This is a genomic window from Bordetella genomosp. 9, from assembly GCF_002119725.1.
In the GTDB taxonomy this organism is placed as follows: domain Bacteria; phylum Pseudomonadota; class Gammaproteobacteria; order Burkholderiales; family Burkholderiaceae_B; genus Bordetella_C.
Genome location: NZ_CP021109.1, coordinates 2,503,813 through 2,528,559, shown reverse-complemented (window position 1 = coordinate 2,528,559; position 24,747 = coordinate 2,503,813). Strand labels below are relative to the sequence as shown.

Genomic DNA, 24,747 nt, shown 5'->3' with positions numbered 1-24,747 from the left:
CGCACGCCGGCGGGTCAGCGCAGGTTCTCGTACACCATGCGGGCGGCCGCCAGATCTTCCAGCGCGTTGCCGACCGCTTTGAACAGCGTGCGCTGCGAGGGTGAGGTCCGGCCCTGGCTTTCGCCGCGGCAGAGGCCGTAGAGGTTCCCCTGTATGTCCGTCTCGCGCAGGCAGCCCGCGGCGATGGCGTTCAGGATGTCCCCGGACTTGCGCAGCGCTTCCGGCGTGTCGGTCCAAACCGCGGCCTGCGCAAAGCAGGCCGGCGCGGCCTCGGTCATGACGGGGGAAAAACTGCCGACCAGATCGAGATGGCTGCCCGGGGCCATCCATTCGGCCTGGATCAGCGGGGACTGGGCCAGCGTCGCGCAACTGACGATATCGGCCTCGCGGACGGCCGTCTCCAGATCGGTGACCGCGACGGCGTCGATGCCGCACCCGCGCCATCGTTCGGCGCAGGCCAGTGCGCTTTCCGGCCGCACATTCCATACCTTCACCGATTCCAGCCGCCGCACGCTGGCGATGGCCGGCGCGAGCAGGCGCGCCACGCGTCCCGCGCCCACCACGAGCAGCCGCGACGCGTCGGGCCGGGCCAGGAAGGACACGCCCAAGGCCGAAGCCGCGGCGGTCCGGCGGGACGTGATCACATCGCCGTCCAGCGTCGCCAGCGGCACGCCGGTGTTGGCGTCGAACAGAACGTAGACGGAATGCAGCCCGGGCAGGCCGCGCGCCGAATTGCCTGGGAATATGTTCACCAGCTTGACGCCGTAGTAGCCGCGGTCGTCCCAAGCCGGCATCAGCAGCGACGTTCCAACGGGGGCGCCTTCGTCGGGCAACGACAGAATCTGCCGCGGCGGCACGGATATCCTGGACGCGAATGCCTCGCGCAGGGCGGGAACGAGCGATTCGAACGGCAACAGGCTTTCGGCGCGTTGGGCGTCGACGTGCAGCATGGACATTCCTCCGATGGGACCCCGGCGGGTTGCGTCCGGGATTCTGCCATGCCGGGCTGAAAGCCGAGGGCCCGCGGGCCTGTGACAAGGGTGCAGCGGCTGGCCGGCGCCGGCGCGCGCTAGCCTTCGTTCAGCTTGTACAGCGGTTCGTCCGTGCCGGCGTCGCGGGCCACCGTCATGTCCGCCTCGCTGCGCGACAGTTGGTCGCCGGCAAGGTACTGCCGCAGGGCTTCTTCAAAGAGGGCCGAACGCGACCGTCCGCGGCGGCGCGCGGTCTCTTCGATGCGTTCGACCAGCGAAGCCGGCAGGCGCAGCGTGATCGTCTGGGTGTCCACGGCCTTTCTCCCGAGTGGAAAGTCGGCGCCACTACCGTGACATAGGGCGGGCCGGCGCGTGTTGACCTGCGTCAAGCCCCCGCCGGAGCCGTGGCGTCCTATATCATCCGGAGACCACCACACCCGAGGAAGAGACATCATGCCGAACGTCATTTCGCACACCGTCCTGCCGCATGTGCGCCTGCTGCGACGCGCCGCCGCCGGCGCTTTGCTGAGCATCGGCGTGCTCGCAGCCGCCGCGGCGCAGGCCCAGCCGGCGGCGGCGGTGCTGGACGCCGCCAAGGCCGAACAGCAGCCGATGCTCGATACGCTGCGCGAGCTGGTCGAGATCGAGTCCGGCAGCAAGGACGTGGAAGGCGTGCGAAAGATCGCCGGCCTGGTCGCCGACAAGCTCAAGGCGCTGGGCGGCTCGGTACATATCATCGACCCCACCGACGTCTTCCGCATGGGCGATACGCCGGAAGTGATCGGCCCCATGGTGCATGCGGAGTTCAAGGGCAAGGGGCAGGGCAGGATCATGCTGATCGCCCACATGGACACCGTGTATCGCAACGGCATGCTGAAGGATCAGCCGTTCCGCATCGACGGCGATCGCGCCTATGGCCTTGGCATTTCGGACGACAAGCAAGGGGTCGCCGCCATCATCCACACCATCGCCTTGCTGCAGAAGCTGAAGTTCGAGGACTTCGGCACGCTGACCGTCCTGATCAACGGCGATGAAGAGATCAGCTCGCCGGGCGCGCGCAGCACGATCACGCGCCTGGGCTCGGATCAGGACGCGGTGTTTTCCTTCGAAAGCGGCGGCTCGCACGGCGACCTGCGGCTGGCGACCAGCGGCATCGGCGCCGCCTATCTGACGGTACAGGGACGGACGTCGCACGCCGGCGCACGGCCGGAAGGCGGCGTGAACGCCTTGTACGAACTGGCGCATCAGGTGCTGCAGATGGACGACCTGTCGCGTCCGGAGGACGGCCTGAAACTGAACTGGACGGTGGCCCAGGCGGGCACGAACCGCAATGTGATACCGGGCAACGCCACCGCGCAGGCGGATGCACGCGCCCTGCGCGTGGCCGATTTCGACAATCTGGAAAAGACCCTGCAGGAACGCATCCGCAACAAGCTGCTGCCGGAGTCGACGGTAAGCATGAAGTTCGAGGTGCGGCGCCCTCCGCTGGAAGCCACGCCCGCATCCCGCGCGCTGGCCGAGCATGGCAAGGCGATCTACGAGGAGATCGGCATGTCGCTGAATGTGCTGGACCGCGCCACCGGCGGCGGCACCGACGCGGCGTTCGCCGCCCTGAAGGCGCGCGGCCCCGTGATCGAGGGCATGGGGGTGAACGGCTTCGGCGCCCATTCCAATTCCGCCGAATACATCGAAGTGAAAACCATCGCGCCGCGCATGTATCTGGCCGCGCGGCTGATCATGGACGTGGCGCAGGGCAAGGTGAAATAGGAAGGGCCGGGCGCCATAGGCGCCCCGGCGGCGTAGTGTAATATTCAGTGTACTAACAACTCTCGCCACTTCGCAGTCGCTTCTTATGCCAGACGCGGACACACCGACCAGAAAAGCTGCAACAAGACGGCGCTCGCGGGCAGCGTCGGCGCCGGACGACACGGTATTCGCCCCGGCGAAGCAAGTGCTTTGGGCCCGCCCTGGCTACCTCATCCGGCGCCTGAATCAGATCCACTACGCCATGTTCTTCGAAGAATGCAAAACGCAGAACGTGACACCGGTGCAATATGGCGTGCTTACCGCGCTTTCGCTCAATCCGTGGATGGACCAGACGGCCATCGGGATGGAGTTGGGGCTGGATCGAACCACCACGGCGGACGTCATCAAGCGCCTGCAGGAGCGGGGGCTGGTGCAGCGGCGTGTCAATCCCAACGACAAGCGTTCCCGGCAGGCCGTCATCACGGAAGAGGGGCTGCGGATCATGGGCCTGCTCCAGGCCGGCATGGCTCGGGCGCAAGAGCGGCTGCTCGAGCCGCTGTCTCCGCGGAACCGCCAGATATTCATGAAGCTGCTGTCGACGCTCGTCGAAGCCAATAACCAGTACGGCCGGGCGCAGCTGCGCGCGTTCTGATTTCCGCGCCGGCATTCGCGCCGGCGCCATTCCGCTTTCCAGCGATACCGCCGCGGCTCTTGCCGGCCGCTGACAGTCCGTTCCGCTGCCGCGGTCCGCGGGGGCCGGGCACGCCATATACAGGATTTCCCTAATTCGTCAGTACGCTGACTATAACTTCAGTATACTGACATGTCAGAAGGCTGGCGCGCGGCGCGCAGCCCCCGTGCGCCCGCTGCCAAGAAGGCAAGGCGCGCATCAATAGTCAGTATGCTGACGAAATAGCCGGCCGTCGCTGGCTTGGCTCGTTGACCGGAAGAGGAGCAGGTGCATGGCAGCCAAGGTGCGCAAGATCGCGTTTGAAGAGCACTACACCGCGGTGGGTTTCAAAGACTATACGAAGAGCTTTTCCCAGCATATCGATCCCGCCGTGTTCGCGGACCTGGCCGCGCGGCTGCAGGACTTCGACGAGGTGCGCTTGCGCGAAATGGACGAGGCGGGAATCGACTACGTGATCCTGTCGCAGACGGGGCCCGGGGTGCAGGCCGAGCCCGACGCCGCGGTGGCAGTGCGGCGCGCACGCGAAAACAACGATTTTCTGGCGCAGCAGATCGCCCGGCATCCCGATCGTTACGGCGGTTTCGCGGTGCTTCCCATGCACGACCCGAAGACCGCGGCCGCTGAACTGGAGCGGTGCGTGGGGCAGCTCGGCTTCAAGGGCTCGCTGGTCAATGGACATACCAATGGCCGGTATTACGACGACCCTGCCTATGACGTGTTCTGGGAACGCATGCAGGCGCTGGACGTGCCGATGTACCTGCATCCCGCGGATCCCTATGTCGTGCCGCACGCCTACGGCGGCCATCCGGAACTGGTGGGCGCCTCCTGGGGATGGGGGGTGGAAACGGCGTCGCATGCGCTGCGCCTTCTTTTTGGCGGCGTCTTCGACCGCTTCCCCCGGTTGAAGCTGATCCTGGGCCATATGGGAGAGGGGTTGCCGTTCCAGCGTTGGCGCTTCGATAGCCGCTTTGCCGTCTATTCGCATGGAATCAAGCTGCGCCGGGCGCCGTCCGAATACATCGGCAGCAATATCGTCATCACGACGTCCGGCGTGTGTTCCGCGCATGCGCTGGCGGGCGCCATCGCCGAGATGGGCGAGGACGCGGTCATGTTCTCGGTGGACTACCCGTACGAATCGACACAGGTCGCCGCCCGTTTCATCGAGCAGGCGCCGATGGACGAGTCCGTGCGCGAAAAGGTTTGCTACGGCAACGCCAAGCGCCTGTTCAACCTGTAGGGGAGTTGCGATGCAGAAGACCTACCGTATCGGCCAGATCGTGCCGAGTTCGAACACCACGATGGAGACGGAGATTCCGGCGATGCTGCTGGCGCGCCAGCAGATCCGGCCCGAGCGCTTCACCTTCCATTCCAGCCGCATGCGCATGAAGAAGGTGGTGAAGGAAGAACTGGCGGCCATGGATGCGGAGTCGGATCGCTGTGCGGTGGAGCTGAGCGATGCGCGCGTGGACGTGCTGGGTTATGCCTGCCTGGTGGCGATCATGGCGATGGGGCCGGGCTATCACCGCCAGTCCGAAAGCCGTTTGCAGGCCCACACCGCCGCCAACGGCGCGGATGCGCCGGTCATCACCAGCGCCGGCGCGCTGATCGAAGGCCTGAAGGTGATCGGCGCGCGCCGCATCGCCGTGGTGGCGCCGTACATGAAGCCGCTCACCCAGCTGGTGATCGACTACATCGCCAGCGAGGGCTACGAGGTGGTGGACTCGCGCGCGCTGGAGATTCCCGACAACCTGGAGGTGGGCCGCCACGACCCGGCGCGCCTGCCCGGCATCGTCGCCGGCATGGACCTGTCCAAGGCCGACGCCATCGTGCTGTCGGCCTGCGTGCAGATGCCGTCGCTGCCGGTGGTCGCGCAGGTCGAAGCGATGACGGGCAAGCCGGTGATCACGGCGGCCATCGCGACCACCTACGCCATGTTGAAGGCCCTGGACCTGGATCGCATCGTGCCGGGCGCGGGGGCCTTGCTGTCGGGAGCCTACTGAGCCATGCAAAGCACATTCCTGTATGGCGCGCACGTGCACGCCAACGGCATCCGCCAGCACTATCTGCGCTACGGCGGCCAGCGCCCTGGCATGGATCCGGTGATCATCGTGCCGGGCATCACCAGCCCGGCGGTCACCTGGGGATTCGTGGGCGAGCGCTTCGGCCAGGTCTTCGACACCTACATTCTGGACGTGCGCGGTCGCGGCCTGTCGCAGGCGGGCGACGATCTTGACTACGGCCTGGACGCGCAGGCGGCCGACCTGAACGCTTTCGCGCAGGCGCTGGGGCTGACGCGCTACAGCGTGGTGGGCCACTCCATGGGCGGGCGGATCGCCATCCGCGCGGCCAGCGCGCATCCGCCGGGGCTGGCGCGCATCGTCGCCGTCGACCCGCCCGTCTCTGGGCCGGGACGGCGCGCGTATCCGGCGCAACTGCCCTGGTACGTCGATTCCATCGCCCAGGCCCGCCACGGCATGGGCGTGGAAGAAATGCGCAAGTTCTGCCCGACCTGGACCGAGGCCCAGCTGCGGCTGCGCGCGCAATGGCTGCACACCTGCGACGAGCGGGCCATCCGCCAGAGCTTCGAGGAATTCCATACGCAGGACATCCACGCGAATCTGCCCGCGGTGCAGGCGCCGCTGCTTTTGATGACCGCCGCGCGCGGCGACGTGGTCAAGGACGAGGACGTGGCGGAAATCCAGGCGCTCAAGCCCGGCACCGAGCACGTGCGCGTGCCCGACGCCGGGCACATGATCCCCTGGGACAACGAGGCCGGCTTCTACGCGGCCTTCGGCGATTTTCTGGGAGCTTCGACATGGCGATAAGCGACTTCGAAATGGTGCGTGCCTGGAAACAGGTGCTTGAACTTTCCCGCCTGCAGCGCGGCCAGACGGTGACGATCCTGACCAGCGCCGGCACACACCCGCAGACCTTGTCCACGGCCCTGATCGCCTGCCAGGACATGGGCGCAATCGTGAACCGGCTGGACCTGCCGCCGGTCAACGGCGAGAAATCCCTGAGCCGCGACGCGCTGGCCTACCTGGGCACCACGCCGCTGACCGGCAACCGCGCCGCCATCGCGGCGCTGAAGGCCAGCGACCTGGTGCTGGACCTGATGACTTTGCTGTTCTCGCCCGAGCAGCACGACATCCTGCAAAGCGGCACGAAGATCCTGCTGGCCGTGGAGCCGCCCGAAGTGCTCGCCCGCCTGGTGCCGACCGCGCAGGACAAGGCGCGCGTGACCGCGGCCGCCGCCCGCATCTCGGCCGCGCGCGAGATGCGCGTGACCTCCGCCGCCGGCACCGACCTGAGCTGCCCGCTGGGCGAATTCCCCGCCATCAGCGAGTACGGCTTCGTCGATGAGCCAGGCCGCTGGGACCACTGGCCCAGCGGCTTCGTGCTGACCTGGCCCAACGAAGGGGGGGCCAACGGCACCATCGTCATCGACCGCGGCGACATCCTGCTGCCGCAGAAGTCGTACGCGAACGACCGCATCACGCTGACGGTGGAAAACGGCTACGCCACGCGCATCGAAGGCGGCGTGGACGCCGAGCTGCTGCGCGAATACATGCGCAGCTTCAACGACCCGGAAGCGTATGCGATCTCGCATATCGGCTGGGGCCTGCAGCCGCGCGCGCACTGGACCACGCTGTCGCTCTACGACCGCGAAGCGAGCATCGGCATGGACGCGCGCGCCTACGAGGGCAACTTCCTGTTCTCGCTGGGGCCGAACAACGAGGCGGGCGGCGCGCGCACCACGGCCTGCCATATCGACATTCCGCTGCGGGCCTGCACCGTCAGCCTGGACGGCCAGGAAGTGGTCCGCCAGGGCAAGGTCATCGACGCAGCGCAACCCTAGCACCACGGAAAGCACACCCCATGACTCACCAGGAAGAAGCCGTCTACCGGCAGCAGGGCTTTGGCGCCGACATGGACCTGAGCGGTCCGGCGGGCCTGCTCATCGTCGATTTCGTCAACGGGTTCGCCGACCCCGCGCGCTTCGGCGGCGGCAATATCCCCGCGGCCATCGAAGCGACCATTGCGCTGCTGGCGCACGCGCGCGATCGCCGCTGGCCGGTGGCGCACACCCGTATCGTGTTCGCCGACGACGATGGCGACGCCAACGTGTTCACCCTGAAAGTGCCCGGCATGCTCACACTGAAAGAGCACGACCCGGCCAGCGCCGTGGTGGACGTGCTGGCCCCGCGCGCGGGCGAACTGGTGGTGCGCAAGACGCTGCCTTCGGCCTTCTTCGGCACCGGCCTGGCGCCGTGGCTGACGCAGCGCGGCGTGCGTACCCTCGTCGTGGCCGGGTGCACCACCAGCGGCTGCGTGCGCGCCAGCGTCGTGGACGCGATGTCGCACGGCTTCAAGCCCCTGGTGGCCAGCGACTGCGTGGGCGACCGCGCGATCGGCCCGCACGAGGCCAATCTTTTCGACATGCGGCAGAAGTATGCCGCGGTCATGACGCGCGACGAGGCGCTGCGCGCGCTGGCATCGCCGGCGCGCGACATGGGCTGAACGGGCTAGACCGGATATACCAGGTCGTTCGCGAGAATTTCCGTGTCGTAAACGACCTGGCGCTCTTTCAGCTTCAATGCGGTCCCTGCACGCGTGAAGACATCGTGATAGTACCCGGCCAGATGCAGGGTCGTCGGCCCCTCGACCAGGGTCTGCATCAGCAGGAAGGAAGACTGCGATTCGATGCCGGAATCCGACTCGCAAAGCACCCGGGTATTGGTCACCAGGTGACGCATGTACCGGGGGGCGAACATTTGCGTCCTGGCGATGGCGACGGCGCGGTCCTGCATCATGTCGCGGCCCTCGGCATACACGAGCCCCACGGGCAGGCCCCGTTCGGCGTTTTCCCGCGAGGTGATGCGATAAACCGCGTCATCGGTGAAAAACCCTGGCCAGCTTTCGATCAGGTTGGCGTCCAGGACGGCGCAGTAGTCGGCGTGGAACTCTTCAATCTCCTGGCGCAGCAATGCGGCGCGGGCCGGATCGATCCGGCGGGCAACGTAGGCGAAATCGGTTTTCATCGAACGTATCCTGTCGTCAGAGACCCATCACTTGGCGGTAATAGCGGTACATCGACCGGATGGCGGCTTCCGAAATCAGGCTGTTCGATGTGCCGAGTTTGTTGGACTCCAGCTTCAACACATTGATGTCGGTGGTCGAGCGGCGCACGCCTTCCTGTACGAACTTCATGGCTTCATTGTCTTCAAGCCCGAGGAAACCGGCGGGGCCCATGAGATTGCCCTGCCGCAGGCGATGGCGCGTCATCTCCGGCGTGTCGTCCGCATAGCCGAACATGGTCCATTGCATGATCATGCTGTCCGGGCCGTTCGGCACAATGTGCCTGACGCCCAGTGTGTTCATCTCCCGCTGCACCACAAGGTTCGGCCAGATCGTCTGCATCGTCACCGACCATGGCGAATCGAATTCCTTGACGAACTCCAGGAAGCGGTCGTCCCGCAGGCGAAGCCCATCGTGGAAGGAGCGCATCTCCTTTTTGTTCTCTTCGCTGACGTTCGCGTACTTGTCTTCGCTTTTGGCCGACGCCATGGTGCCGTGGCGGCCGTGCACGCCATCGACGAGCATGGCCGATCTGTTGCCCGCCACGAGCAGGCCGAACACCACCAGGAAGGAGTGCAGAAGCGTGGCGTGGTAGGGGTCCTTCAGGTTCTCGTGATACATCTTCCAGTTGCACGGCAGTTCATTGCGGTAGTAGCCAAGGATCCGCAGCGGCTTGCCGGGAAAGACGACATCGAAGTCCGCCAGGATTTCGGGCGTCAGGTACTCCTCGATGGGTTCCACGTCGTCGCGATAGGACGCGAAGACGACGCCGTGCCGGGTGGTGACGTGCAGCCGGCGCAGGCCATGGTCGTCATTGCGGAAGTCCTTGGGCATGCCGCCTTCCTTGTTCACGCCCCGCTTGAAGGGAATGCCCTGCAGGTTGCCCTTCAGGTCGTACGACCATTGGTGATAGGGGCAGACGAACTCCTTGGTGTTTCCATGGCCGTTGCGGCAAAACTCGGCGCCGCGGTGCGCGCAGCGGTTTTCGAAAACATGGATGGAGCCGTCCTCGGCGCGGGATACGACAACGGGCGTCGCGCCGACGTAGGACCGCTTGTAGTCGCCAGCAGCCGGTATCTCCGCTTCCAGGGCGACATAGTTCCAGCTGCGCCCGCGGAATATGCGCTCCATCTCGCGCTCGTAGATGGCGTTGCTGGTGTAGACCCAGTCCGGGATGGCGTGCAGTGCGTCTTCCGGCCAGACGCATTGCGCCAGCTCGGGATCCTTATCGGCGCCGGTTCGGCCGATAACGGTTTGCGATTGGTACATGGTGCAGTACTCCTACGGGTATGCCTGAACGCCGCCGCGATCAGGCCGTCATGGCAGCCTGCTGGCAGGCCTTGGTCCAGGATTTCAACGGGACTGACGGGTCGGTGAAGCCGCGGACATCGCCGCGAATGGCGCGCTCGAACAACACCCGCATCTGGCGCAGGTCGGCCGCCGCGTTGACCGCCAGGCCGTGCACGGGAACGCCGTCGCGATGTCCGAGCCACAAGAGGCGCGGCGCCTCGGCATCCGGTTCAGCGCTGCCGCGGCATACATAGGCGATGTCCGGCGCCGGCATACCGAGCATCTGGATATTGCAGCCGAACTGGTCCGTCCAGAACCATGGATAGGGCGCAGGGGGCGGATCGGCGCCCAGAATCGCGGCGGCCGCCACGCGCGCCTGTTCGTTGGCGTTCTGCCAGGATTCCAGGCGGGCATCGCGTCCCAGGGCAGGGCGGTGCTGGCTGGCGCAATCGCCGATGGCGTAGATATTGGGGTCGATGGTGCGGCAGCATGCATCGACCTTGACGCCGCCGTTGCGGGGATCAATCCCCAGGCCCGCGGCACGCGCCAGGTCGACCTCCGGCTGCAGACCGATGGCCACCACGATGGCGTCCGCGTCCAAGGTTTCTCCGCCTTCCAACTCCAGGCCGGCAGGGGTGCGGCCATCCGCTTCCAGCCTGACGCCCGCGATGCGGGCGCCTAGCCTCAGCGCGGCGCCCGCCGCACGGGCGCGCGCGGCGAGCCACTGCGCGAATTCCGCCGGCAGGGCGTTGGGCAGCAGCCGGCCGGCGCTTTCCACAATCGTCACGCGCGCATGCTTGTCCAGCGCGGTCGATGCGACTTCGAGCCCCAGGAATCCGCCGCCGATCACGATGACGCGCGCCGCGGACGTCAGGCATGACCGCATCGAGCGGGCGTCGTCCATGGTGCGCAGGTAGTGCACTTTGGACGTACCTCGCGCAAGGATGGGCAGTTCGCGTGGGTGGCCGCCCGTGGCCAGCACGCACCGGTCGTAAGACAGCGCCGTGCCGTCGGACAGCCGCACTTCGCGCCGCCCCCGGTCCAACGCCAGGGCTTCCGTTCCGCGGACAAGCGCGATGCCGTTTTCGGCATAGAAGCCGGGCGGATGGATGGCCGCCGATCCTTCCGCGCCGGCATCGCCCAGCACGGCTTTGGAGAGTGGCGGCCGCTCGTAGGGAAGGTGGGGCTCGCGGCCGACCAGCGTGAGGCGGCCGGCATAGCCGAGGTGGCGCAGCGTGGCGGCCGCCATGGCGCCGCTTTGGCCCGCTCCGACGATAACGATGCTGGCTGGGACGGCCATGGGGTCAGCCCGAGATGTCGGCCAGCACCTGGCCGTCCTCGACCTTCACGGGATAAACCCGGATGTCGGCCGTTGCCGGCGCGCATAGCGCCTTGCCCGTCCGGATGTCGAAACGAGCCTGGTGCAGGGGGCATTCGATGCAACCGTCTTCCAGATAGCCGTCCGACAACAGGGCATAGGCGTGGGTACAGACGTTGTCGGAAAGGAAAAACGCGTCTTCGCTGCGGTACAGGGCCAGTTGCTTGCCGCCGGCATCGACGGCCATGACTTCATCGTTATCGAGTGCGTCCGCAGGCGCGATTCTTATCCATTTCATGGCGTTTCCATCAGTATGCTGAGTATTAATGTTCAGTGTACTGCCCAAAAAAAGGGAGAGGGTGCTAGGGATTTCCCGGGTGTTGCAAACGGACCGCCGCCCAGCCGGGAGAATAGGGCCCGTCCTGCATGCTGCATAAGAAAGATCTCCCTATGCAAGGCTTCTTATGGTGCACGGTGCGCCATAACGAAGCGTATCCGGAGCGATTCTGGCGCATGATTTCCGCATGCTGCCGCCGCCGCGAAATACCACGGGTAATCCTCGTTGACACTCCACAACTCCGTCAGTATGCTGACTAACAGGTCAGTGTACTTACGTTTTTTTCGGCCATTATCGGGAGCCTGCGGACATCCCGAATTCTCAAGGGGGCTGTTATGCAACGACGACGATTCCTCGCACATGCCGCGGGCGCCGCGGGCGCTGGCCTTGCCGGCGTCGCCGCGCCGGCAATCGCGCAATCCAATCCCGCGGTTCGCTGGCGCATGTCCACCAGTTGGCCGAAGAGCCTCGATACGATCTACGGATCCGCGGAGGAACTCTGCAAGCGTGTCGCACAATTGACCGAAGGCAAATTCGAGATTCGCCCATTTCCAGGCGGCGAGCTGGTGCCGCCGGCCCAGAACATGGACGCGGTCAGCAACGGGACGGTGGAATGCAACCATGTGCTGAGTACGGCCTATATCGGCAAGAACACGGCGTTCACGTTCGACACGGGCCTGTCGTTCGGCTTGAACGCGCGGCAGCACAATGCGTGGATCCATTATGGCGGCGGGCTTGAGCAACTGCGGGCGCTGTACAGGAAGTACAACGTCGTCAATCACGTATGCGGCAACGTCGGCGTGCAGATGGGCGGCTGGTACCGCAAGGAGATCAAGTCCGTTGCGGACTTGAACGGCATGAACATGCGCATCGGTGGAATCGGCGGCATGGTGCTGACCAAGCTTGGCGTGATTCCGCAACAGATCCCGCCCGGCGATATCTATCCCGCGCTGGAAAAGGGCACGATCGACGCGGCCGAGTGGATCGGTCCCTATGACGACGCCAAGCTGGGCTTCAACAAGGTCGCCCCTTACTACTATTCGCCGGGCTGGTTCGAGGGTAGCGCGTCGATCACGGCGATGGTTCACGATAAGGCATGGGAGTCGCTGCCGCCAGCGTACAAGGCGGCCTTCGAATGCGCGGCCGGCGAGCAGACGATGCGCATGCTGGCCAACTACGACGCGCGCAACCCCGCGGCACTTCGTCAACTGATCGCCAACGGCGCCAAGGTGCGCTACTTCCCCAAGGAAGTCATGGACGCCGTCTATAAGGCATCCCAGGAGCTATGGGAGGAACTGGCCGCCAAGAATCCGGACTTCCATGCGCTGTATCCGGGCTGGAAGAAGTTCCAGCAGGACGAGGCAGGCTGGTTCCGGCTGGCCGAAAGCGCGCTGGACAACTATACGTTTGCCGAAGTGGCGCGCAGCCAATCCAAATAGAGATGGCGGGAGGAAACGAGATGACGCATTCCGGCGAGCACGGGCAGGCACCGGCGAAGCCCGAGGGCGTGGGCGCGCGCGTGCCCCGCAAGGAGGATATCCGGCATCTGCATGGCAAGGGCCACTTCGTGGCGGACATGGCGATGCCAGGGCTGTCCGAGGTGGCGTTCCTCCGCAGCCCGCTCGCACACGCGCGCATCGCGGCCGTGCGGGTTGACGATAGCGTAAGGGCCTTCACCGTGCTGCGCGCCGACATGGCCGATGCCAGCGATATCGTGGCGGACTCGACCCTTCCCACCTACCAGTCGTCGGCCCAGCCCCCATTGGCGTGCGGCAAGGTGCGCTTCGTCGGCGAGCCGGTAGCCATGGTTTTCGCGGCTACCCGGGCCGAGGCCGAGGATTACGCCGAGGCGATCGAGGTGGATTACGAGGACCTGCCTGTGTATGCGGACGTGGCCGCGGCGCAGGCTGCCACCGGGGAGTTCGTGCATCCCGGCTGGAAAAACAACGTATTCGTCACGCTGAACGCCGACCGCGATTTCGATGCGCTTGCGGCACAGGCCGATGTCGTGGTGCATCGGCGGATGCGCCTGGCGCGGCAGTGCATGGTGCCGATGGAAGGCAAAGCCGTGCTGGCGTACTGGGATCATCAGGCCGATCAATTGGTCGTCTACAGCGCCACGCAGGTGCCGCACATGATCCGCACGATCCTGGCCGAGTGCCTGGGGCTGGACCAGGGCCGTGTGCGAGTCATCTCGCCGGATGTGGGCGGCGCCTTCGGGTACAAGTGCGTGCTCCAGCAGGAGGAGCTTTGCGTGGCATGGCTCGCCAAAACCTATCGGCGGCCTTTCCGCTTCATCGAGGACCGCCGCGAACACCTGACGGCGGGAGCCAATTCCCGCGAGCACCATTACGAGTTGACGGCGTACGCCGACAGGCGCGGCAAGCTGCTCGCCCTGGACGCGCGCATCGCCATCGACGGCGGCGCGTACTCGGTGTGGCCCTTCACCATCGGGCTCGAGCCCGGGCAGGCCGTTGGCAACCTGCCGGGGCCGTACGCCTTCCGCGGCTATCGCTGCGTCACCCAGGCCGTCGCCACGAACAAGCCCGGCTTCGTGCCGTACCGCGGCGTGGCGCGAACCGGCGTGTGTTTCGCCATGGAATTGATGATGGACGCCATCGCCAGGGAAGTCGGGCGCGAACCCTGGGAGGTCCGCCTGGAAAACCTGGTGAAGCCCGAGCAGATGCCGTATGTCAACGTCACGAACAAACATCTGGACAGCGGCGATTACCCCGCCAGCCTGCGCAAGGCGCTGGAGATGATCGATGCGCCGGCGGTCCGCGCGCGGCAGCGGCTCGGCGAACCGGATGGGCGGCGGATCGGCCTGGGCGTGGCCACCTATACCGAGCAGGCCGCGCACGGCACTTCCGTGTTCGCGGCCTGGGGTACGCCCGTGATTCCCGGCTTCGACCAGGCCACCGTGCGGATCACGCCGGACGGCGGGCTGGAGATCCGCGTCGGTGTGCACTCGCACGGACAGGGCATGGAAACCACCTTTGCGCAGATCGCCAACGAGATCCTGGGCATTCCGATCAACCGGATCAAGGTGCTGCACGGCGACACGGGGCAAACCCCGTTCTCCACCGGGACCTACGCGTCGCGCTCGCTGGTGATGTCGGGCGGCGCCGTGTCGCAGGCTTGCAAGCGGCTGCTGCCGCGCGTGGTTCACATCGCGGGACATTTGCTGGGCGCGGAAGCCGACCAGTTGTCGCTGCGAGAGGACGGCTTCGCGGCCGGCGGCCAGACCGTTTCCATCAAGGACGTGGCCGACGCCTGGTATCTGCGGCCGCATCGCTTGCCGGCTGACGTGGATCCGGCTGGGCTGGAAGTCACCGTCGGCTACAAGCCCAAGGTCGATACAGGCTGCTTCACCTATGCCAGCCACGCGGCGACCGTGGCGGTGGACCCGGCTACCGGCGGCGTCGAGATTCTGGATTACGTCGTGGTCGAGGATTGCGGAACCATGATCAATCCGATGGTGGTCGAGGGCCAGACCATCGGGGGCATCGCGCAGGGCATCGGCACGGCGTTCTACGAGGAAACGCCGTACGACGCCAACGGCCAGCCGCTGGCGTCCACGCTTGCCGACTACATGCTGCCGGGCGCGACCGAGGTGCCGCATATCCGGATGCACCATTTCGAAACGCCATCGCCGCATACCGAATTCGGCGCCAAAGGCATGGGCGAAGGCGGCGCCATCGCGCCGCCGGCGGTGCTCTTCAACGCAGTCAATGACGCGCTGCGCAGCCTCGGGGCCGCTGAATTGGCCGAGACGCCATTGACGCCCCATCGCGTGCTGCAGGCCATCGCACAGGGGCGCCGGGGCGGCGGAAACGAGGCGGCCCTCGCAGCTGGGCATCAGGCGGAGCCGGCACCGGCGATCTGAGGAGACTATGAAAGCCGCGAAGTTCGACTATATCCGCGCCACTTCCGTGGCGCACGCGTTGAGCGCGCTGCGCGACCACGACGGTCGCGCCAAGCTGATGGCCGGGGGGCAGTCGCTCGGCCCGATGCTCAACCTGCGGCTGTCGCGTCCCGCCGCCGTCGTCGATATCTCGGGTATCGATGCCTTGCGAGCGGTGACGCGGGAAGGCGACAGCGTACGCGTTGGCGCCGCCGTCACGCACGCCGAGATCGAGGACGGAATCCACGCGCCCCTGCGCGAGTCGCCGTTGCGGCGGGTGGCCGCGGGTATCGCGTATCGCGCCGTGCGCAACCGCGGCACCCTGGGCGGCAGCCTGGCGCACGCCGACCCTGCGGCCGATTGGGTGGTGGCCATGGCGGCCCTGGGCGCCCGCATCGAAATCGCCGGCGGCGCCGGCGTCCGCCAGGTGGATGCCGACGTCTGGATGCAGGGCGCCTATACCACCGAGATCGGCGAGGACGAACTGATACAGGCGGTGCACGTGCCGGCCGGCAGCGAGCATGCCCGCTGGGGGTACTACAAGTTCTGCCGCAAGACCGGCGAGTTCGCCGAGGCCAGTTGCGCCGCGTGGTTCGATCCGCGCAGCGGCACGGCGCGGATCGCCTTGGGGGCGCTGGACGGCGCACCGCGTCTGCTCATGGCGCTTGCCGGGCGGGTCGCGCGCGACGCCGGCGCAGCGCTGGACGCCGACGCGATCGCCGCGGAAGTGGCGCGAGCCATGCCGGACAAGGACGAATCACATCGCCAGTTGCACGTTGCGGCGGTGCAGCGCTGCCTGGCGCAAGCCGTGGGAAAAGGACAGGCACAATGACGCAGGTAACGATGGAAGTGAACGGCGCACGCGTGACGGATGATGCGCCGCCTCGCATGCACCTGGGCGACTTTCTGCGTGACCGGCTCAGGCTGACCGGCACGCACCTGGGTTGCGAGCATGGCGTGTGCGGCGCCTGCACGGTGCTGCTCGACGGTGCGCCTGTCCGCGCATGCATCTCTTATGCCGTCGCATGCGAGGGGCGGCGTGTGACGACGATCGAAGGCTACGATGGCGATCCGGTGATGCGCCGCCTGCGCGAAGCCTTCCATCGGCACCACGCGCTGCAGTGCGGTTATTGCACGCCGGGCATGCTGGCCACGGCGCGGGATATCGTGCTGCGGCTGCCCGATGCCGACGAGGCGCGCGTCCGCCTGGAGCTGTCTGGCAATCTTTGCAGGTGCACCGGCTACATGGGCATCGTGGCCGCCGTGATGTCGGTGCTGGCCGAGCTGCGGCACACGCCGGATGCGCAGGTCGACGCGTTGCGCTCGGGCGCCGCCGGCGTGCCGGGCGAGGCGGCGCCGCTTGCGCCGGCGCAGACGGTCTTCCAGGCTTTCGTCCCGGCAGCGTCGTCAGCGCCGGTTGCCTCTTCCGGTGCGGCGGCCGGCGCGACGGCCGTGACGGCCGCGGCCGTGTCCGAGGACGTCCCCAGCCAGACTGCCGCGGGCGGCAGGACGAACCGGATCGACGGCAGTTTCGAGCTTCCCTTTCCAGCCGAGCAGGCATGGGCCTTCATGACCGATCTGCCGGCGGTGGCGGCCTGCCTGCCGGGCGCGCGCATCGAGGCACAGGAAGGCGACCGGGTCAAGGGCGCCATCGCCGTGAAGTTCGGTCCCATGCGCGCCGCGTTCAGCGGCGCCGCCCGCCTGGACCGCGACGATGCCGCCATGCGCGCCGTATTTCGCGGCGCGGGACAGGACACCCTGAGCCGGTCGCGGGCGAACGGCGACATTGCCTACCGCGTCGAGGCCACCGGGGAGCGGGCGTGCCGCGTGTTGGTGGAGCTGGCGTACAGCTTGCAAGGTCCCCTGGCGCAATTCTCCCGTTCGGGCCTGGTGCAGGATTTCGTGCGCCGCATGATCGCGGATTTCGGCAGGAACGTTGCCATGCGGTTGGGGCAGGGGGGCGATGGTCCGTCGGCCGAAGCCGCGCCGCCCGCCGCTTCGATCAACGCCACAAGGATTTTCCTGGACGTACTGTGGGCACGCATAAAGCGCCTGTTTGGCGGCCGCTGACGATAACGCGCGCGGGATGCGCCTGCGCCGGTCCGGCGCGGCGCAAGCGCACAAGGGGAACATCATGCACACGAACATGGGAGTCGCCGCCGTGATCCATCGATTGCGGCGCCGCTGCGCGGCCGGCCTGGCGGCGTTGCTGATGGCGTGCCTGGGGCCGGCGGCGGCCGCGCAGGAGCGCGCGCCGCTGAAGGTAAGGCTGGACTGGACCCCCTGGGGCGTGCAGGCGCCGTTTCATCTGGCGCAGGAAAAGGGCTGGTACAAGCAGGCCGGCTTGGACGTCGCGCTGGAGGATGGAAACGGTTCGGTCACAACGGTGCAGATCGTCGGCGCGGGCGATACCTTCGATGTGGGCCATGCCGCGCTGGCTTCCATGATGATCGCGCGCGAAAAGGGCTTGCCGGTAAAGGCCGTGGCCGTCTTCGCCGGCCAGAGCGATATCGGGCTGCTGGTCCCCGCCGACTCCGGCATCACCGGCCCTGCCGCCTTGAAAGGCCGCAAAGTGGCCTACACGGCGGGGTCGCTGGAGGCGCCTTTCATCGATGCGTTTCTGGCCTCCGGGAAGCTGAAGCGCAGCGATGTGGAGCTGGTCAATGTGGACGCCGCGAGCAAGGCGTCCACCTACGCGGTCGGACGGGCGGATGCGGCTTTTTCCACGATTCCGTTCTTTCTTCCCGTCGTATCGCAGAAACGGCCATCGGCCGCGGTGCGCTTTGCCGACTTCGGCCTGAATACGCCCAGTTTCGGCCTGTTCGCCAGCGAGGAAAAGCTGAAGACGCGCCGGGACGCGATCGCGCGCTTCGCCAGCGTCACTGCGCGCGCCTGGCAGTACATCTATGACGGACACGAGGACGAAGCCGTCGCCGCCATCCTCGCGCAGCGGCCGCAGGCGCGCCTGGACAAAGCCGTACTTCGCGGCCAGGTCGGGGCGCTGAAGGCGTATATCGTTCCGCCCGGACAGGGCGGCCGGATCGGCCCGCCCGAGGCCAGCGACTGGGGCCAGGCGGTAAGGACGTTGTCCTCGGTGGGGTTGATCCCCGCCGAAGCGGATCCCTCCAGTTTTTACGTTCCCGGCCTGGTGCATCCGGAGCGCTTCGACGGCATGGTGTCCCAATGACAACCTATGCCGTATCGGCCGCCGGCGTCGTCAAACAGTACGCGGGCGAGCGGTGCGTGCGGGCGCTGGACGGCGTTTCCATCGGCATGCAGGCCGGCCGTTTCGTCAGCATCCTGGGACCGAGCGGCTGCGGAAAGAGCACCTTCCTGCGCTGCGTGGCGGGGCTCGAGACGATCAGCGCCGGCGATTTGCGGGTCGAGGGCCGGCCGGTCAAGGGACCGCCCGATGGCATCGGAATGGTGTTCCAGCGCGACGCCTTGCTGGATTGGCGCACGGTCCGGCGCAACGTCCTGTTGCCCATCGAGTTCGCGCGCAAGCGCGTGGACGACTATGCCGCCAAGGCGCGCGATCTGCTCGCCCTGACCGGCCTGAGCGAGTTCGCCGACAGCTATCCGCACCAGCTGTCCGGCGGCATGCGGCAGCGCGCGGCCATCTGCCGCGCCCTGATAGACTCGCCGCGCCTGCTGCTGATGGACGAACCGTTCGGCGCGCTGGACGCCTTGACGCGCGACCAGATGAACGTGGAGCTCCAGCGCATCTGGCTGGAAACCCGCAATACCGTGCTGTTCGTCACGCATGGGATTTCCGAGGCGGTCTTCCTGGCCGATACGGTGGTCGTGTTCTCGCCGCGCCCCGGCCGCATCGTCGAAACATTGCATATCGACTTGCCACGTCCGCGGCCCTTGTCGGTGCGCGAGTCGCCCGCCTTCGGCGCGTACGTCCGCCGCATCCGGCGCCTCTTCCAGGACATGGGATTGATCGACGAAGGCGGCGCGGACGGCGGTCCGGCGAACGCACGGCGCGATGGCATGCGAGCCGAGGTAAGCGATGCGCATGAATAAGTCATGGCGCGGCCTCGTGCATGGCGCGGCCGGCGCGGTTTCCATACTGGCATTCCTGCTGCTTTGGGAGCTGCTGGGGCGGCTCCTGCACGTGAAGCCGGTCATGCTGCCTTTGCCGTCGATGATCGGCAAGGAGCTGGTCAGCGATGCCGGCTGGTATGCGAGCCAGGCCTTCTACACGGTGATGACCACCCTGGCCGGTTTCGCATTGTCGGTGTTCGGCGGCGTCGCGATCGCCGTATTGCTGGTCGGCTCTCGTTGGTTCGGAAGCCTTCTGTATCCGCTCATCGTGGCGCTGAACAGCGTGCCGAAGGTGGCGGTTGCGCCGCTGTTCGTCATCTGGCTCGGCACGGGCGCCGAGCCGAAGATTGCAATCGCCTTCCTGATCGCGGTATTCGCGGTCATCGTCGATACGGTGCATGGTCTGCGCGCCGTGCCGGCCGACGTGCTCGACCTGGGCCGGGTACTCAGGGGGTCGTCGCGGCACTTCTTTTTCAAGGTGCGTTTGCCGTGCGCATTGCCCTCCATCCTGGCGGGCATGAAGGTCGCCATTTCGCTGTCCCTGGTGGGGGCGATCGTCGGCGAGTTCGTGTCGTCCCAGCGCGGCCTGGGCTACGTGATCATGACGGCGCAGGGCACGTTCGACACGGTGCGGGTGTTCGCGGCGCTGTTCGTGCTGGCCCTGATCGGTCTGGCCCTGTTCGGCGCGATCGTGTGGCTCGAGCGGGTGGCCATGCCGTGGCGCCGACATGAATCGCCGCGCTGAGCCAAGTATTCAACATAAACGAAAGGGGAATGCAGATGGGGCAACTGCTTGCCTTATCGCGTCTGATCGACGCGATAAACCTGCGCGTGGGCCGCGCGGTGACATGGATGACGCTGCTGGTAGTGCTGGTCAGCGCGGGCAACGCGGTGGTGCGCAAGGTATTGCACACCAGTTCGAACGCCTGGCTGGAGCTGCAGTGGTACATGTTCGGGGCCATGTTCCTGCTGGCCTCGGGCTATACCCTGCTGAAAAACGAGCACGTGCGGGTGGACATCCTGTCCGCGCGCCTGTCGCGCCGCAAGCAGATCTGGATCGAGATTTTCGGCGTGCTGTTTTTCCTGCTGCCCGCCTGCGTGCTGATTCTGGTGCTGTCCTGGCCGGTGTTCACCGAGTCGTGGCTGACCAACGAACAGTCGTCGAATTCCGGCGGCCTGGTGCGCTGGCCGGTCAAGCTGCTGATTCCGGTCGGCTTCACGCTGCTGGTGCTGGCCGGGATCTCGCATTTGATCAAGTGCGTTGGCTATCTGCTCGGACGTTGCGACGATCCGATGCGGCGCGATGCGGCGAAATCGGCCGAGGAAGAGCTGGCGGAGGAAATCGCCCGCTCGGCGCAGGGCACTGTGTAGCACCATGGATAACTGAAAAATGGAATTCTTCATCGCCAATCTGGCGCCCATCATGTTCGCCACGCTCGTGGTGTTTCTGCTGCTGGGGTTTCCGGTGGCCTTTGCGCTGGCGGCCAACGGCATTCTGTATGGATTGATCGGAATCGAGCTGGGGCTGCTGACGCCGGCGCTGTTCCAGGCGCTGCCGCAGCGGGTGTTCGGCATCATCTCCAACGACACCTTGCTCGCGGTGCCGTTTTTCACGTTGATGGGGCTGGTGCTGGAACGCTCGGGCATGGCCGAGGACCTGCTGGAGACCATCGGGCAGTTGTTCGGCACCGTGCGCGGGGGGCTGGCCTTCGCGGTGGTGTTCGTGGGCGCCATGCTGGCGGCCACCACCGGGGTGGTGTCGGCTTCGGTGATCTCGATGGGGCTGATCTCGCTGCCGATCATGCTGCGCTACGGCTATGACCGGCGGCTTGCCAGCGGGGTGATCGCCGCCTCGGGCACCTTGTCGCAGATCATTCCGCCGTCGCTGGTGCTGATCATCCTGGCCGACCAGCTGGGCCGGTCCATCGGCGACATGTACCGCGCCGCGATGGTGCCGGGGTTTCTGCTGGCCGGCGCCTACATTGTGTATGTGGCCATCATGTGCCTGATCAAGCCGTCCTGCGCGCCGGCGCTGCCCGAGGAGGCGCGGCGCTTTCGCGAGGCCAACGGCACGCGCGGCGGGCGCTCGCTGCTGGTGCTGATGGCGATCTCGGTGGCCGCGGCGTGGCTGATGGGCCGCTGGCTGGAGAACGATGCGGCGCCGATGGACGAACGGATCGTGGTGAGCCTGCTGCTGTGGGGTCTGACCGCCTTTGTCATCGCCATCGTGAACAAGGTGCTCAAGCTGGGGCTGCTGTCGGCGCTGGCCGAGCGGGTCACCTTCGTGATGATCCCGCCGCTGTTCCTGATCTTCCTGGTGCTGGGGACCATCTTCATCGGCGTGGCCACGCCCACCGAGGGCGGGGCGATGGGCGCGGTGGGCGCCATCGTGATGGCGCTGATCCGCCGGCGCCTGTCGCTGGATCTGCTCAAGCAGGCCATGGACACCACCACCAAGCTGTCGTGCTTCGTGGTGTTCATCCTGGTCGGTTCGACGGTGTTCGGCCTGACCTTCCGCGGCGTGAACGGCGACCTGTGGGTGGAGCATCTGCTGACCGGCCTGCCGGGCGGTCAGTGGGGCTTTCTGATCGTGGTCAGCGTGCTGACCTTCGTGCTGGCCTTCTTTCTGGACTTCTTCGAACTGGCCTTCATCATCGTGCCGCTGCTCGGGCCGGTGGCCGACAAGATGGGCATCGACCTGATCTGGTTCGGCGTGATCCTGGCGGTGAACATGCAGACCTCGTTCATGCATCCGCCCTTCGGCTTCGCGCTGTTCTACCTGCGCTCGGTCGCGCCCAAGGATCCTTACCGCGACAGGGTGACGGGCCGCACGATCGCGCCGGTCACCACCGGCCAGATCTACTGGGGGTCGGTGCCGTTCATCGTCATCCAGCTGCTGATGGTGGCCGCGGTGATGCTGATGCCCGCCATGGTGATGCACTACAAGGGAGACCAATCGCAGATCGACCCGTCCTCGGTGAAGATCGATGTCCAGGGCGGGTATGGCGGCGACGCATATGGTCAAGAGGCGTCGCCGTTCAAATAGGGGCGGGAGCCGTCCCGCCTTCGCAAACGGAATGGCCGCCACGCACGATCGCGGGCGGGCGCCTACGTTCCGCCCAGGTTGCGCACCAGCCCGCCGTCGACGAAGTAGCTGCTGCCGGTCACATAGGCGGCTTCGTCGGAGGCCAGGAACAGCACGACGTTGGCGACCTCCTGGGGCTGACCGGGCCGGCCCATCGGTATCTGCCGGGCTGATGCCTGGGCCTGCGCGGGATCGGATAGCCGGGCCTGCGTCATGGGCGTGGAGATCATGCCGGGCGCCACATTGTTGATGCGCACGCCTTTGCCTGCCAGTTCCAGCGCAAGCGTGCGCGTGACCGAGCGCAGCGCCGCCTTGGCGGCGTCATAGGCGGCGCTGCCAGGCAGCGAAATTTCCTCGTGCACGGACGTGATGTTGACGATGGCGCCGCCGCCCGACGCGATCATGTCGCGGGCCACGGCCTGGCACAACAGCCACGGCGCGACTACGTCCACATGCAGGATGGCCAGGAATTCCTCAAGGGGGGTGTCCAGCGATTCGCTTTGCGACGCCCCCATGCCGGCGTCGTTGACAAGGATATCGGGCGGGCCCAGCCGCTGCCGCGCCTGTTCGATGAAGGCGGTCACGTTTTCCGGCCGGGAGAAATCCGCCTGCAGAACCTCCGCGCGGCGGCCGGCCGCCGTCACCGCCGCGGCCGTCTCCCTGGCGCCCTGTTCGTCGCTGCGGTAGTGCACCAGCACGTCTGCGCCTTCGCGCGCAAAAGTGCCGGCGACGGCCCGGCCGATGCCGCTATCGGACCCCGTGACCCAGGCGGTCTTTCCTTGCAGTCTCATGCTGTCGCTCCCTTGCAGTGCGGCGGCCGTGGGGCCGCGTCGCCGGCCGGGGCCGGCAAACCGCATGCCGCGGCTGGGCAGCGCCGGCTTCGCGCAGGAAGCTGCCGGGCGTCTTGCGTCGGTTCAATCGGCGCACCGGTGTTGCGCGGCCGGGCATCGGCGCCAGCGCGTATCCCGAAGGCATACCGTTTGCGGCGGCGCGTGCAGGGGGACGTTTCCAAGGAGATCGATATGAGCCTGATGCAAGCCTATCGCATCCATCGTTTCGGCGGGCCGGGGGTATTGGAAGAGGAATGGATCGACATACCCGACCCGGGGCCTGACGAGGGCCTGATCCGCGTGCGGGCGGCCAGCCTGAATCCCGTCGACTTCAAGACCCGCGAAGGCAAGTACCCGTTGGTTGGCCTGGACCGCCTGCCTTATACCCTGGGCCGGGACTGCGCCGGCATTCTCGAGGAAAGTGTTCAACGCCACCCCGAGCTGCGGCCTGGCGACGAAGTCTACGCCTTCGTGGGGCAAGGGCAGGGCGCCTACGCCCAATATGCGGCCGTGCCGCTCAAAGGAATCGCCCGCAAGCCGGCATCGCTCGACTTCACCGAGGCGGCCGCTGTGCCTTTGGCAGGCCTGACGGCATGGCAAGGGTTGTTCGACCATGGCGGCCTGCAGGCGGGGCAACGCGTGCTGATTCACGGCGCGTCCGGCGGCGTCGGTCACCTTGCCGTCCAGTTCGCCAAGGCCGCGCAAGCCGAAGTGCTGGTCACGGCATCGGGCGACGCCGCCGAGTTTCTTGCAGGCCTGGGCGCCGACCGTGTCATCGACTACAAGTCGCAGGACTTCACGCGCGAAGCGCGCGACGTGGATCTGGTGTTCGACCTGATCGGCGGCGAGACCCAGGCGCGATCCTGGAACGTGGTGAAGGAGGGCGGGGCGCTGATCTCCACCCTGACCGAGCCAGCGCAGGATCGGGCAAGGGAACGCAACGTACGCGCCGCCCGCTACACCGCCCGCCCGGACCGCCGCCAGCTCGCCGAAATCGCCGACCTCATCGACATCGGCAAGGTCCGCGTCCGGGTAGTCCAGACATTCAACTTCGCCGATATGGAGCAGGCCCAACGCCAACTGCAGTCCGGCCACCACCGCGGCAAACTCGTCGTCACCCTGCCAGACCCTGCGTCAGACGACAGCGCCAAGACGGACGATACGAATCCGTAGCCCCGCGTCCAGAAGGAAGACGGGGGGAAAGAAGGGAAGAAGGGAAGGAAGGGAAAGTAGGAAAAGAAGCAAAAAGCAAGAAGAAGCAAGGCAGCCGCATGAAGCCGACCTGCGGGATCGGGGACGCGCGGATCCGGCTCCGCCGGTCCGCTGCGTCGCCCCCTTGAGGGGGAAGCGCGAAGCGCTTCGGGGGTGGGACATTCCACCGCGGATCCGGCTCCGCCGGTCCGCTGCGTCGCCCCCTTGAGGGGGAAGCGCGAAGCGCTTCGGGGG

24 protein-coding genes are annotated in these 24,747 nt (G+C 66.6%); 17 read left to right on the top strand and 7 right to left on the bottom strand.

Annotation, left to right across the window (positions count from 1 at the left end; all coding sequences use genetic code 11):
- Positions 1-14: 14 nt before the first annotated feature.
- Both CAL13_RS11645 and CAL13_RS21235 read right to left on the bottom strand, forming a co-directional pair.
- Positions 15-950: an ornithine cyclodeaminase family protein gene (locus tag CAL13_RS11645; RefSeq protein ID WP_086072479.1), complete on the bottom strand. Its 936-nt coding sequence runs from the start codon at positions 948-950 to the stop codon at positions 15-17.
- A 119-nt stretch (positions 951-1,069) separates the two neighbouring features.
- Positions 1,070-1,285, bottom strand: a complete 216-nt coding sequence (locus CAL13_RS21235; RefSeq protein WP_157664861.1) for a ribbon-helix-helix protein, CopG family — start codon at positions 1,283-1,285, stop codon at positions 1,070-1,072.
- Between the two features lie 139 nt (positions 1,286-1,424).
- On the opposite strand from CAL13_RS21235, the gene CAL13_RS11635 reads away from it, so the two are divergent.
- The 7 genes from CAL13_RS11635 (at position 1,425) to CAL13_RS11605 (ending at position 7,929) form a co-directional block, all read left to right on the top strand.
- Positions 1,425-2,738, top strand: coding sequence for a M20/M25/M40 family metallo-hydrolase (locus tag CAL13_RS11635; protein ID WP_086072477.1), 1,314 nt, complete (start codon positions 1,425-1,427; stop codon positions 2,736-2,738).
- 85 nt (positions 2,739-2,823) lie between these two features.
- On the top strand, positions 2,824-3,369 hold the full coding sequence (locus CAL13_RS11630; protein ID WP_086057536.1) for a MarR family winged helix-turn-helix transcriptional regulator: 546 nt from the start codon (positions 2,824-2,826) through the stop codon (positions 3,367-3,369).
- 310 nt (positions 3,370-3,679) lie between these two features.
- On the top strand, positions 3,680-4,645 hold the full coding sequence (locus CAL13_RS11625) for an amidohydrolase family protein (RefSeq protein WP_086072476.1): 966 nt from the start codon (positions 3,680-3,682) through the stop codon (positions 4,643-4,645).
- 10 nt (positions 4,646-4,655) lie between these two features.
- The gene (locus CAL13_RS11620) at positions 4,656-5,408 is read left to right on the top strand and encodes a maleate cis-trans isomerase family protein (protein ID WP_086072475.1); all 753 of its coding nucleotides are present in this window, start codon (positions 4,656-4,658) and stop codon (positions 5,406-5,408) included.
- Positions 5,409-5,411: 3 nt separating this feature from the next.
- Entirely contained in the window at positions 5,412-6,233 is an 822-nt protein-coding gene (locus CAL13_RS11615; protein ID WP_086057533.1) for an alpha/beta fold hydrolase, read from the top strand.
- Positions 6,224-7,267 carry a 2,5-dihydroxypyridine 5,6-dioxygenase gene (locus CAL13_RS11610; RefSeq protein WP_086057532.1) on the top strand — a complete coding sequence of 348 codons (1,044 nt, stop codon included), beginning with the start codon at positions 6,224-6,226 and terminating at the stop codon, positions 7,265-7,267. The genes CAL13_RS11615 and CAL13_RS11610 overlap by 10 nt, the downstream gene beginning before the upstream one ends.
- Positions 7,268-7,287: 20 nt before the next feature.
- A complete protein-coding gene (locus CAL13_RS11605; RefSeq protein WP_086057531.1) occupies positions 7,288-7,929 on the top strand; it encodes an N-carbamoylsarcosine amidohydrolase in 642 nt (213 codons plus the stop codon).
- 5 nt (positions 7,930-7,934) lie between these two features.
- Here the strand turns inward: CAL13_RS11605 and CAL13_RS11600 are convergent, their stop codons facing one another.
- Genes CAL13_RS11600 through CAL13_RS11585 form a run of 4 tightly spaced genes read right to left on the bottom strand, consistent with a single transcriptional unit; the run spans position 7,935 to position 11,393 of the window.
- On the bottom strand, positions 7,935-8,450 hold the full coding sequence (locus tag CAL13_RS11600) for an aromatic-ring-hydroxylating dioxygenase subunit beta (RefSeq protein WP_086072474.1): 516 nt from the start codon (positions 8,448-8,450) through the stop codon (positions 7,935-7,937).
- 16 nt (positions 8,451-8,466) lie between these two features.
- A complete protein-coding gene (locus CAL13_RS11595; protein WP_086072473.1) occupies positions 8,467-9,756 on the bottom strand; it encodes an aromatic ring-hydroxylating dioxygenase subunit alpha in 1,290 nt (429 codons plus the stop codon).
- Positions 9,757-9,796: 40 nt separating this feature from the next.
- Entirely contained in the window at positions 9,797-11,077 is a 1,281-nt protein-coding gene (locus CAL13_RS11590; RefSeq protein WP_086072472.1) for an NAD(P)/FAD-dependent oxidoreductase, read from the bottom strand.
- Positions 11,078-11,081: 4 nt separating this feature from the next.
- Positions 11,082-11,393 carry a non-heme iron oxygenase ferredoxin subunit gene (locus tag CAL13_RS11585; RefSeq protein WP_086057527.1) on the bottom strand — a complete coding sequence of 104 codons (312 nt, stop codon included), beginning with the start codon at positions 11,391-11,393 and terminating at the stop codon, positions 11,082-11,084.
- A gap of 374 nt (positions 11,394-11,767) precedes the next feature.
- Between CAL13_RS11585 and CAL13_RS11580 the strand changes: the two genes are divergently transcribed.
- The 9 genes from CAL13_RS11580 to CAL13_RS11540 all read left to right on the top strand — a co-directional run bounded on the left by CAL13_RS11580 (position 11,768) and on the right by CAL13_RS11540 (position 22,432).
- Positions 11,768-12,871, top strand: a complete 1,104-nt coding sequence (locus CAL13_RS11580; protein ID WP_086072471.1) for a TRAP transporter substrate-binding protein — start codon at positions 11,768-11,770, stop codon at positions 12,869-12,871.
- A 20-nt stretch (positions 12,872-12,891) separates the two neighbouring features.
- Positions 12,892-15,318 carry a xanthine dehydrogenase family protein molybdopterin-binding subunit gene (locus CAL13_RS11575; protein ID WP_086072470.1) on the top strand — a complete coding sequence of 809 codons (2,427 nt, stop codon included), beginning with the start codon at positions 12,892-12,894 and terminating at the stop codon, positions 15,316-15,318.
- Positions 15,319-15,325: 7 nt separating this feature from the next.
- Entirely contained in the window at positions 15,326-16,168 is an 843-nt protein-coding gene (locus CAL13_RS11570; RefSeq protein ID WP_086072469.1) for an FAD binding domain-containing protein, read from the top strand.
- Positions 16,165-17,406 carry a xanthine dehydrogenase family Fe-S subunit gene (locus CAL13_RS11565; RefSeq protein WP_086072468.1) on the top strand — a complete coding sequence of 414 codons (1,242 nt, stop codon included), beginning with the start codon at positions 16,165-16,167 and terminating at the stop codon, positions 17,404-17,406. Before CAL13_RS11570 ends, CAL13_RS11565 begins: the two co-directional genes overlap by 4 nt.
- A gap of 64 nt (positions 17,407-17,470) precedes the next feature.
- Positions 17,471-18,523 carry an ABC transporter substrate-binding protein gene (locus CAL13_RS11560; RefSeq protein WP_232467645.1) on the top strand — a complete coding sequence of 351 codons (1,053 nt, stop codon included), beginning with the start codon at positions 17,471-17,473 and terminating at the stop codon, positions 18,521-18,523.
- Entirely contained in the window at positions 18,520-19,365 is an 846-nt protein-coding gene (locus CAL13_RS11555; protein ID WP_086057523.1) for an ABC transporter ATP-binding protein, read from the top strand. The genes CAL13_RS11560 and CAL13_RS11555 overlap by 4 nt, the downstream gene beginning before the upstream one ends.
- Positions 19,358-20,131, top strand: coding sequence for an ABC transporter permease (locus tag CAL13_RS11550; protein ID WP_086073616.1), 774 nt, complete (start codon positions 19,358-19,360; stop codon positions 20,129-20,131). Before CAL13_RS11555 ends, CAL13_RS11550 begins: the two co-directional genes overlap by 8 nt.
- Positions 20,132-20,166: 35 nt before the next feature.
- On the top strand, positions 20,167-20,757 hold the full coding sequence (locus CAL13_RS11545) for a TRAP transporter small permease subunit (protein WP_086073615.1): 591 nt from the start codon (positions 20,167-20,169) through the stop codon (positions 20,755-20,757).
- Between the two features lie 19 nt (positions 20,758-20,776).
- Positions 20,777-22,432 (top strand): TRAP transporter large permease, encoded by a 1,656-nt coding sequence (locus CAL13_RS11540; protein WP_086072467.1) that lies wholly within the window; start codon positions 20,777-20,779, stop codon positions 22,430-22,432.
- A gap of 62 nt (positions 22,433-22,494) precedes the next feature.
- Here the strand turns inward: CAL13_RS11540 and CAL13_RS11535 are convergent, their stop codons facing one another.
- Positions 22,495-23,262, bottom strand: a complete 768-nt coding sequence (locus CAL13_RS11535) for an SDR family oxidoreductase (protein WP_086072466.1) — start codon at positions 23,260-23,262, stop codon at positions 22,495-22,497.
- Between the two features lie 231 nt (positions 23,263-23,493).
- Between CAL13_RS11535 and CAL13_RS11530 the strand changes: the two genes are divergently transcribed.
- Positions 23,494-24,474 (top strand): NADP-dependent oxidoreductase, encoded by a 981-nt coding sequence (locus CAL13_RS11530; protein ID WP_086072465.1) that lies wholly within the window; start codon positions 23,494-23,496, stop codon positions 24,472-24,474.
- Positions 24,475-24,747: the final 273 nt, after the last annotated feature.